General features: G+C 71.3%; 7 protein-coding genes. 3 read left to right on the top strand and 4 right to left on the bottom strand.

What is annotated here, in order from left to right; all coding sequences use genetic code 11:
• Window positions 1–277: 277 nt before the first annotated feature.
• From QSK32_RS24345 to QSK32_RS24330, 4 genes are all read right to left on the bottom strand, one after another.
• Window positions 278–3,295: an NACHT domain-containing protein gene (locus QSK32_RS24345; RefSeq protein ID WP_285473281.1), complete on the bottom strand. Its 3,018-nt coding sequence runs from the start codon at window positions 3,293–3,295 to the stop codon at window positions 278–280.
• Between the two features lie 73 nt (window positions 3,296–3,368).
• Window positions 3,369–4,622, bottom strand: a complete 1,254-nt coding sequence (locus QSK32_RS24340; RefSeq protein ID WP_285473280.1) for an aminopeptidase P family protein — start codon at window positions 4,620–4,622, stop codon at window positions 3,369–3,371.
• On the bottom strand, window positions 4,619–5,191 hold the full coding sequence (locus QSK32_RS24335) for a TetR/AcrR family transcriptional regulator (RefSeq protein WP_052721309.1): 573 nt from the start codon (window positions 5,189–5,191) through the stop codon (window positions 4,619–4,621). The genes QSK32_RS24340 and QSK32_RS24335 overlap by 4 nt, the downstream gene beginning before the upstream one ends.
• Window positions 5,188–6,153: an SDR family NAD(P)-dependent oxidoreductase gene (locus QSK32_RS24330; RefSeq protein WP_045748421.1), complete on the bottom strand. Its 966-nt coding sequence runs from the start codon at window positions 6,151–6,153 to the stop codon at window positions 5,188–5,190. Before QSK32_RS24330 ends, QSK32_RS24335 begins: the two co-directional genes overlap by 4 nt.
• Window positions 6,154–6,283: 130 nt before the next feature.
• Between QSK32_RS24330 and QSK32_RS24325 the strand changes: the two genes are divergently transcribed.
• From QSK32_RS24325 to QSK32_RS24315, 3 genes are all read left to right on the top strand, one after another.
• Complete coding sequence (locus QSK32_RS24325) at window positions 6,284–7,069, top strand: histidine kinase (RefSeq protein ID WP_052721307.1); 786 nt, start codon at window positions 6,284–6,286, stop codon at window positions 7,067–7,069.
• Window positions 7,066–7,296 (top strand): helix-turn-helix domain-containing protein, encoded by a 231-nt coding sequence (locus QSK32_RS24320; protein ID WP_045748420.1) that lies wholly within the window; start codon window positions 7,066–7,068, stop codon window positions 7,294–7,296. The genes QSK32_RS24325 and QSK32_RS24320 overlap by 4 nt, the downstream gene beginning before the upstream one ends.
• Window positions 7,297–7,524: 228 nt before the next feature.
• Entirely contained in the window at window positions 7,525–9,099 is a 1,575-nt protein-coding gene (locus QSK32_RS24315; protein WP_285473279.1) for a serine/threonine protein kinase, read from the top strand.
• Window positions 9,100–9,155: the final 56 nt, after the last annotated feature.

The following is a 9,155-nucleotide window of genomic DNA, read 5'->3' as shown; positions in this document are numbered from 1 at the left end:
GCGCATCGCCGCGACGAAGATGCCAGGCATTGACCTCCAGGATGCACGCCCACACGTCACCGGCCGACCGCAACAACCCGAAGCACCGCTGCCGCTGAGCCCGCGTCACCCGCAGACCGATCCGGGCGGTGCGATGCACCACCGGCCCGACATCCACCCGCATCCTAGGCATGAGACCAGTATCCACGAGACTCTAGGCGCGAAGCAATCGCAGGCCCATGGTGACATCAAACAACCCGGCACCCGATCGACCCGGTGAACGTTCGCGGACACCGCACTAGCCGTACGCCAGGATCAGCGTCTCCAGTACTTCCGGCGACCGGCGCCGCTGTTCCAGCAGCGACATCGCGGCAGCCAGCTCGACCAGGTCCCCGGCCAGGGCGGTGTCCTTGCCCCGCGCGGCATGCCGCGCCAGCACGAAAGCGGCGGCCCGGACGAGAGCCGCGGAACCGGGCGTGATCGGCTGCCGACGGGTGACGATCGGTTCGGCGACCGTCACCAGGTGGGCGAGCGCCGCACGGAATCCCGGGTCGGCCGCATCCCCGCGCGCCAGGTGACGGGCCTTGGCCGCGACGGACGCCAGGTCCACCCGGATGATCGCGCCCTTCGGACGGTATCGCTTGGGCAGCAGGGACTTCGCGACGGTCTCGGCGGGCAGCATCGTCCCGGTCGCGGGAAACCGCAACCGGGCCACGTCGAAGTCCACCGGCGCCAACATCCCGTCGAGCGGGTGCGGGTGATGCGGCCGGGTCACCGGGACGTCGCGTTCGTCGAACCGGGCGGCGAGCTTGCCGATGGTCTTCCTGACATTGCGGAAGTCCAGGTCCACTCCGGGAACCTGATGGTTCGACGCCTGCTCGAGCGCCCGCTCGGCATGGTCAAGGCAGGCTCGTCCGGTTACGGCCACCGTCTCTGCTCTCGGCAGTCGGAGCAACGTCCGTTCCAGGGAGACCAACGCGTCACGGAGGATCCGGCTCTGGTCCCGCACATTGTTCGCCCTGGTGAACATACGGGCGTGATGATCACGCATACCCTGTTCCGCGTCCTGGCCTGTGTCGTTCCGGGCGGCCAGATACCAGGTCTCCGCCTGACCCACTCCGGCGGCGGCGCTCATCATCCGGCTCGCCACCAGGTCGATCTCCCGAATGGCGCGCCGGGCCAGCTCCGCCAGCGCCGCGGCGAGAACAGCGGAACCGTTCAGGTCCGCCGCAAGCTCACGGGACAGGTCCGCCCCGGTCACCCCGCTGCGATCGGTGGCCGGCCAGCGGAGGGCGGCCCCGGCCCCGACCGCGGCCCAGGTGGGGGCGGTCGGTTCGATCAGGTCCAGTTCGTCCGGGGCCGGCAGGCGGAGCCGGGGGTGCCGGCCCTTCAACAGATCGTTGAGCCAGGTAAGGAACCGCTCGGCGTCGGCACGCCAGATCCCGCGGGCGACCCGGTCCCGCTCCGGCCCCTCGGCGGGCGCCGCACCGACGTCCAGGCAGTACAACCGGTACAGGTCGGCGGTCACCGGCCGCAGGCAGACCCGGGCGCCGCGGTCGGTGATCTTCACCCGGCTCAGCAGGCGTTTGACGAGCACCTCGACCGTGATCAGGCGGTCCGACTTCTCCGCGCCGGGTTCCAGGCCGCGGGCCAGCATGACGTCGAGCCGGTCCCGCAGGTCGTCCGGGAGCCGGTCGGTGGTCGCGGCGATGTCGAAGGCCAGCGCGAGGGCGTTCTCGGTGTCGGCGTCCAGGGCGCCACGCACGATCGATGACACGTCGTTCTCCGCGGCGTACAGCAGGGTGACCTCACGCCACCAGGTCTGGTCCACCGACTCGACGAGAACGTCGGGTCGCCCGGCGTCCTCGATGTGCCGGGCCGCCAGGTATTCCTGGAAGGTCTGGTGGGTGAAGCCGACGGTCCGTTTGTCCGGGCTGACCAGCAGGCCGTCCCGTTCGACACCGGCGAGGAACTGTTCGGCGCTGACCTCGGGGTCGATCTCGGCCAGCCAGGGCCGCAGGACGGTGTTCAACATCCGGCGATCGAGGTCCCGGACGCCGTCGCACATCCAGCTGAAGGCGAGCCGGCTCAGCAACGCGAGTCGGTGCCCCGCGGGTAGGTCGGCCGAACGTCCCGGTTCCCGGCCGCGGCGGTCCAGCATCACCTCGCACACCTCGCGGTAGAGGCGGGCCCGGTTCGTCGGCAAGCTCCCGCCGAACTTGTGAACGGTGGCGATCATGGTGAGCAGCAGAGGGTTCTCGGTGAGGTCGTAGAGACCGGGAATCGTCTCGAGCTGGTGCAGCAGATGGTCGGCGGCCGCGGCGGCGCCGGGTGACACCGGACCGCCCCGTTCCTCCCGGTCGACCGCCTGGTACCACTTGTGCAGGAACTCCACCACCTGCTCCCGGTTGAACGGGAGAACCTTGAGGGTGGACGTCGCCGTGACGAACGATCCGCCGTAACCGTGCGGGCGCGACGAGACGATGTAGTCGTTCTTCGGAAACAGGGCGATCTGCTCGTTGATCCAACGCACCACGGACCGGCGCTCGTCGGCGCCGGGCACCTCGTCCAGCCCGTCGAAGATCACCACGCACCTCCCGGCTCGCAGTTTCCGCTCCCACCAGCCGTCCGGCTCGGCGACCGGCAGGCCACGGGCGAAACCCCCGATCAGCGCGGGCAGGCCGCCGCCGGCATCGGCGAGGATCGCCGCGGCCCGGTCGTTCAGCGGGAGCAGCACCGGAAGGGAACGTGCCCGGGCGCGGTGGTTCGACACGATGTCCCGGACGACGTGGCTCAGCATGGTGGTCTTGCCGCTGCCCGGAGCGCCGAGCACGACCAGCACCCGGGGCGGCCCTTGCAGGAACTCCGACACCCGGCGCCGGGTCCCCGCGGACGGGCCACCGCCGACCAGCCCGGCCGACACCTGCCCGGGTGCCTGCGGGACCAACTCGACGTGGACGAAGACGTCTTCGAGCTCCGGGCTGAACGGGCTCACCGTGATCTGACCGGTGGAATCCACCACACCACGGGAGTCCGCGGCCCATCGGCGATAGGCACCGGCGTACCGGAAGCTCAGCCGGCCGCGCAGCGCGGTGGCGAACCGTCGCCACTCCGCCCGCCCGGCCAGCGCCGGGACCACCGACAGGGCGGCGCCGAGCGCCACCGCCGTGCCGGTGAGTTTCCAGTCCTTCGTCCACTCCCAGTTCTCCGGGAGCGCGCCGGTGAAGATGTTGGTGAAGGCGTTCAGGCCGACGCTGAGCGTCACGACGGCGACCGCCGACCGCAGTCCCGGAGTTGATCGACGATCGTCGCTCATCGAGCCATGATGGCAGCCGGTCGCGCCACGCAGGTAGCACGACCGGCTGGTTCGATCAGGACGGACGGACCGGTCAGGCCGCGTCCCCGCGCGCGTGCAGCAGCTGTGCCGTGTACGCGTTGAGCTCGATCGGCGTGTCCTCCCCGACGACCACGGTGCCGCCGAGGTGGGCCAGGTGCCGGCCGTACGCGTAATTCGGCTCGAACGCGAAGCTCATCCCCGGCACCAGTTCCATCTCCGGCAGGAAGGCCGGGTGGTCGTCGATCCGCGGGTAGCCCTCGGTGCCCGGGATGCGGCTGAACAACCCGCGGCCCTTGCCCACGGACAAGCCGGGGTTGAGCGAGTGGACGGCGATCAGGAACGGCCAGCCGTCGGCGGCATCGATCGGCTCGTGCATCGCGTCGACGAGGTCGCCGAAGGTCCGGCCGGGGCGCAGCGCTGCCAGGCCGGCGTCGTACGCGGCCCGGGCGACCAGCGCCGCCCGGTGGAAGTCCTCGTGGACGTCGCCGACGGCGATGGTGACCTGGTTCTGGGTGTGGCGTCCGCCGAAGTTGGCGAACACCTCGGCGTAGATGACGTCGCCGTCGGCGAGGGTGCGGGGTTCCTGGGGGCGCTGGCCCCAGGCCGGTGGCCCGGCGGCGATCACGTCGGGACCCGACCACAGGTGCATGGCCGCGGGCAGGGTGCCCTGGCGGTAGCCGGCGGCCATGCCCGCCGCGTACACGTGGCTCTCCGGTACGCCGGGTGCCGCGGTCGCCACCATGGCCTCGACCATGGCGTCGCCGATCGCCGCCGACCGGCGCAGCACGGCGATCTCCTCGGCCCCGAGCGGGAGGATGAGCTGGCCGAAGGCGAGGTCCACGGGACGGAAGTCGGCTCGGGGCAGGGCGGTCAGGACCGCGTTCCACAGCCCGTACGGGATGATGCCCTCCGGGTGCCAGGGCATGTGGGATCCCAGGCCGACGACGCCGATGGTCGCCGCGTCCAGGCCGGAGGCGTGCAGCGCCTCGACGATGGTGCGGGAGCTGCGGGCGGGGCGCAGGTTCTCCGGGGGGATCCACATGGTTTCGCCGCGGCGCGAGGACTCCAGGTGATCCATGATGTACATCGGGCCGGGCAGCAGGGAGACGGGTGCGCCCTCAGCGGTGACGACGACCGTGGCGCCGGGCCGGCCGTTGGTGAACCAGGTGTCGTAGGCGACGGGCGCGGGCCCGGCGTCTTCGTGTTCGCCGAAGACGAGCAGGGCGTCGAGGCCTTCGCGGGCCATGAAGGTCCGGGCCAGGTCCCATCGGCGGTCACGTTCGGCGAGGGAGAAGACCGGCGTCATGATCGGCTGCCCGCCAGGAGCCGGACCAGGATCTGCAGGCCGGTGCCGGTCGTCGCCCAGCCGGTGCGCTCGCGTAGCCGGCCGCTGGCATCGGCGTTGATCAGGCCGTGTGCGGTGGCGAAGATGAGGATGGCGAGGTTGTCGCTCGGCACGTCGGGCAGCGCCCCTGCCGCCTGGCTGTCCTCGACGATGGTGGCGAAGACGGCGAGGGCCTCGTCCGCGGCGACCGTCAGCGGGCCGCCCCGGGCGGCGATCCCGGGGCTGTTGAACAGCAGCTGGTATCGGGCGGGATGACTCCGGCTGAAGTCGATCACGGCGTCCAGCGCGGCGAGCAGCCGCTGGTTCGGTTCCTGGCCGGATGACCGGATCTGCTGCCACGTGGCGGCCAGGGCCCGGAAGTCGGCGGCGGCGACGGCCGCGAGCAGGTCGTCACGGTTGACGAAATGTTTGTACGGCGCGTTGTGCGACACCCCGATCGCGGCGCCGACGGCGCGCAGGGTGACCGCGGCCTCGCCGCCGTCGTCGAGCAGGGTGGCGGCGGCCGTGACGAGTCGTTCGGCGGTGCTCATCGCAGTAGCTCCGGTTCTTCCGCGGCGGTCAGGCCGGCGAGCCGCCTGCTGTCGTCCCACAATTTTCTCGCGCGCTGCTCGTCGTAGGAGAGCCGGGCCGACCGGACCGCCGCCAGGGTTCCGTCGTTGGCCTGGAAGTACTTACCGGCTCCGTCGGCATGCTCCGGGCTCACGATGAGCGCGGCCAGGGAGGCACCGGAGAACTCGACGGTGGAGGTGATCGCGCCGATGCGCTTGGTCACCCATTTCATGGCGGCGGTCGTGGAGACCCACTGGACCGGTTTCGGCATGCCGCGCAGGAAACCGGTGTCGGGGATGGAACCCGGGTCGAAGGCGATCGACGCGATCGAGCTGCCGGCCTTGCGGAGCCGGCGGTCCAGCTCGTAGGCGTACATCACGGTGCACAGTTTCGAGGTCGAGTACCGTTTCCCCGCGGACAGCGCCTTTGCGCCGTCCTTACCTGTGGTGGCGAGCGCGGTGGCGTCCGGCTCGACGACGGCCCCGACCATCCGCCCGTCCATCGAGTCCGGGTCGTGGGTGCTGCTGGAGGTGTACACCACCCGCCCGTCGTCCGGCAGGTGCGGCAGCAGGAGTTCCACGAGCAGGAAGTGCCCGAGGCAGTTGGTCGCGAACGTCGTCTCGTACCCCTCGGGGCTGTAGGTCACCGGGCCGTCGAACCGGCCGCCGGCGTTGCAGGCGATCGCGTCGAGCGCGGCGATCTCCCCGTCGGCGAGCATCCGGCGCACCCGTTCGGCGGCCGCCCGGACCGAGGTGAGCGACGACGTGTCCAGGGCCGATGTCGTCACCCGCACGCCGTGCGCGGCGCGCAGTTCGTCGGCGACCGCCCGCATCCGGTCCGGGCTGCGCCCCGCCAGCACGAGGTCGTGGTTTTCCGCGGCGAGCACGCGGGCCGCGGCGAGGCCGATGCCCGAGTGTCCGCCGGTGATCAGAACCGTAGCCATCCATGACTCCTCTGAGGTTGACGCTGTCAACCTACTCGCCCAGGTTGACAGCGTCAACCTTCGAGAAGGTGGCGACGGGGAGTGACGAAACGGTTGCGCATAGCGCGTACCGATAGTTAGATATTTCTCGATGAGACCGGCCATTTTCGCACTAACCGTCGCGGCGTATCTGACGCTGCTGACCGACGTGGCCACCGGCCGGCGCTCGGAGCTGACGCTGGCGCCCGCCTCCGCGTTCCTACTCACCGCCACCTGGGGTTTCAGTGCGGTACGGCGCCGTGCCAGCCGCGTACTCTCGGCCGGATACCTCACCCTGCTGGCCGGGCTCGGCGGCGCCGTGCTGCTCACCTCCGCGGGTGTCGCCGGCGCCACCCCGATGCTCATCGTCGTCGTGATCGCCGCCCAGGCCGTCCTGCTGCTGCCGTTGCGCGCGATCGTCCCCGCCGTGCTGCTGCTCCCGATCCTCGACCTCGGACTGTTCACCGCCGCGATCCTCGCCGTCGCACTGACCACCGCGGTGACCCGCGAACAGCAGGCCCGCGCCGAGCTGGCCGCCGCGCACGGCCGCCTCCGCGAGTACGCGATCCAGGTCGAACACCTCGCCACCGTCCAGGACCGCTACCGGGTCGCCCGCGACGTCCACGACGGACTCGGGCACGCACTGACCGTCGTCCAGGTGCAGATCCGGGCCGCCCGGGCATTGCTCGTCCCGCAGCCGGACCGGGCCGAACAGATGCTGGTCAAGGCCCAGGAACAGACCGAGGAGGCACTGCGGGAGGTGAGCCGCTCACTCGGCGAACCGCCGGAACCACCGCCGGACGACCTGGAGACCCACGCTCGCCGGCGGTTCGACCCCGCGGATCGAGGTGCCCGGTTGAGGACCGGCGACCGAAGCAGCGACGGAGGTACCCGATGACCACTCTCCCCTTCCCCGACGACCACCGGCAGCCGCTCTCCGCCCGGGAACTGGAGATCGTGCGGCTGGTCGCTCTCGGACACACCAACCGGGAGATCGCCCGCAAGCTCTTCCTCGCCGAGGGCACCGTCAAGAACCACGTCACCAGCGTGCTCGGCAAACTCGGCGTCCGGGACCGCACCCAGGCGGCGCTGCGCGCGCAGGCCCTCGGCATGCTCGGCTCCTGACCCCACACCCTCCTGCGGGGGTACGCGACAAGCACGGCGACCGGGTCGACGCGCGGACGACCGTGCGGGCGGGACCGTCACGGAGGCGTACCCCGGTGAGAGGGTGTGCGGAACGGCCTGACCGCGCTGACGGGAAAGCGCGTGGCGGCATCGACGCGCACGAGATCGGTTTGAGTAGACTTCCGGACTCGTGGCCCTGGACGGCGGCGCGTGGGGAGAGATGTCGACATGAGCGAGCCGCTGCGACCCGGCGACCAGGCGTGGCTCGGGCGGTACGAGCTGGTGGGCCGCCTGGGCGAGGGCGGCATGGGCACGGTCTACCTCGGACGGGGCCCGGACGGGCGGCCGGTGGCGATCAAGATGGTCCGCTCGGAGTTCTCGCACGACAGCGAGTTCCGGGGCCGGTTCCGCAGTGAGGTGACGCGGGCCAAGCAGGTCCCGCCGTTCTCCACCGCCGAGGTCCTGGACGCCGACCCGGATCACGAGCCGCCCTACCTGGTCGTCGAGTACATCGACGGGCCGAGCCTGGCCGCGGACATCAAGAAGCTCGGCCCGATGTCCGGCGCCGAACTGCACCAGGTCGCGGTCGGTGTGGCCACCGCGCTGACGGCGATCCACGGCGCGGGCGTGATCCACCGGGATCTGAAGCCGGGCAACGTGCTGATGGCCCGCGGCGGCATCAAGGTGATCGACTTCGGCATCGCGCGGGCGTTCGAGGCGACCAGCCACCACACGCGCACCGACCAGATGGTCGGCACGATCTCCTACATGGCGCCGGAACGCTTCGACCCGGTGGACGGCCGGCCGGTCACCGCGGCGGCGGACATCTTCGCGTGGGGTGCCGTGGTGACGTTCGCGGCGACCGGGCGCACCCCGTTCCAGGCCGAGTCCCCGCCGGCCACCGCGATGCGGATCCTCACCCAGGAGCCGGACCTGCGCGGCATCCCGGATCCGCTGCGCGGTGTGGTGGAGTCGGCGCTGGCGAAGGAGCCGCGGGACCGGCCGACCGCCCGGGAACTGCTCGACATGCTGCTGACCGGCGGTTCCCTCACGACCCGGGTCACGACGCCGCCGATCCCGGTGCCGCTGCCGGTCTCCGACGACACTCCCCCGCCGATGCCGGCATCCGCGCCGGTCCCGGCTCCGGTGTCGGCCTCGCCCGCGGTCCCGGTGGCCCCGGTTCCGCCGGTGCCCAAGAAGCGCCGCGGCCGGAAAGTCATGATCGCCGTCGCCGGGGCGGTGACGTTGTTCTGCGCCGCGCCCCTCGGCCTGCTCGTCCTGCACGACTCGGCGCCCAGCGCGTCCGACAGCTTCGACGCGGAGATCACCCAGACACCGGAGCCGCAGACACCGGAGGAGATCCAGGCCGCGATCCTGCGCGGCGAACGCAAGATCCTCATCCGGCTCGGCTCCGGTCCGGGCTCGGTCATGCGGGTGGACCTGGACGAGACCGACCTCGACCTCGGCCAGGACAACGGCGACGAGTCACTGTTCGTGCTCGAGCCGCAGGTCCTGGGCTACATGATCCGGGCCTGGACGGACCCGGTCCAGGACACCTGCGTCAGCGTGGGCGACGACGGCGACCCGCTCGAGGTGAGCGACTGCATCGCCGAACCGGAGAACGTCTTCCTCGTCACGCCGACCGGCAGCGCGGACGCCGGCGAACATCCCCTCTATCAGATCGTCCACCAGACGCTCGGCCCGATCAGGTGGGACCGGGAGGAGGACGTGCTGACGGCGAGCCGGGAGGGCGGCGGCATCGACGAGTTCGTCTTCGTCGACCAGGGGCCGGCCGACAGTTAGGGCCCGCATCGAGGTGCCGGGCCTCGCCTCGCTCCGCCCCCGCCTCGGTACAGGCC

The sequence above is a fragment of the Actinoplanes sp. NBRC 101535 genome (assembly GCF_030269225.1).
Classification (GTDB): domain Bacteria; phylum Actinomycetota; class Actinomycetes; order Mycobacteriales; family Micromonosporaceae; genus Actinoplanes; species Actinoplanes rectilineatus.
Note: the sequence above shows the minus strand (reverse complement) of the source record. Positions and strands in the feature narration are given on the sequence as shown.

Bases quoted from the DNA above. Each gene is read 5' to 3' on its own strand.
- QSK32_RS24330 (WP_045748421.1), bottom strand. From the start codon at position 6,153: ATGGCTACGGTTCTGATCACCGGCGGACACTCGGGCATCGGCCTCGCC.
- QSK32_RS24335 (WP_052721309.1), bottom strand. From the start codon at position 5,191: ATGAGCACCGCCGAACGACTCGTCACGGCCGCCGCCACCCTGCTCGAC.
- QSK32_RS24320 (WP_045748420.1), top strand. From the start codon at position 7,066: ATGACCACTCTCCCCTTCCCCGACGACCACCGGCAGCCGCTCTCCGCC.
- QSK32_RS24340 (WP_285473280.1), bottom strand. From the start codon at position 4,622: ATGACGCCGGTCTTCTCCCTCGCCGAACGTGACCGCCGATGGGACCTG.
- QSK32_RS24345 (WP_285473281.1), bottom strand. From the start codon at position 3,295: ATGAGCGACGATCGTCGATCAACTCCGGGACTGCGGTCGGCGGTCGCC.
- QSK32_RS24315 (WP_285473279.1), top strand. From the start codon at position 7,525: ATGAGCGAGCCGCTGCGACCCGGCGACCAGGCGTGGCTCGGGCGGTAC.
- QSK32_RS24325 (WP_052721307.1), top strand. From the start codon at position 6,284: ATGAGACCGGCCATTTTCGCACTAACCGTCGCGGCGTATCTGACGCTG.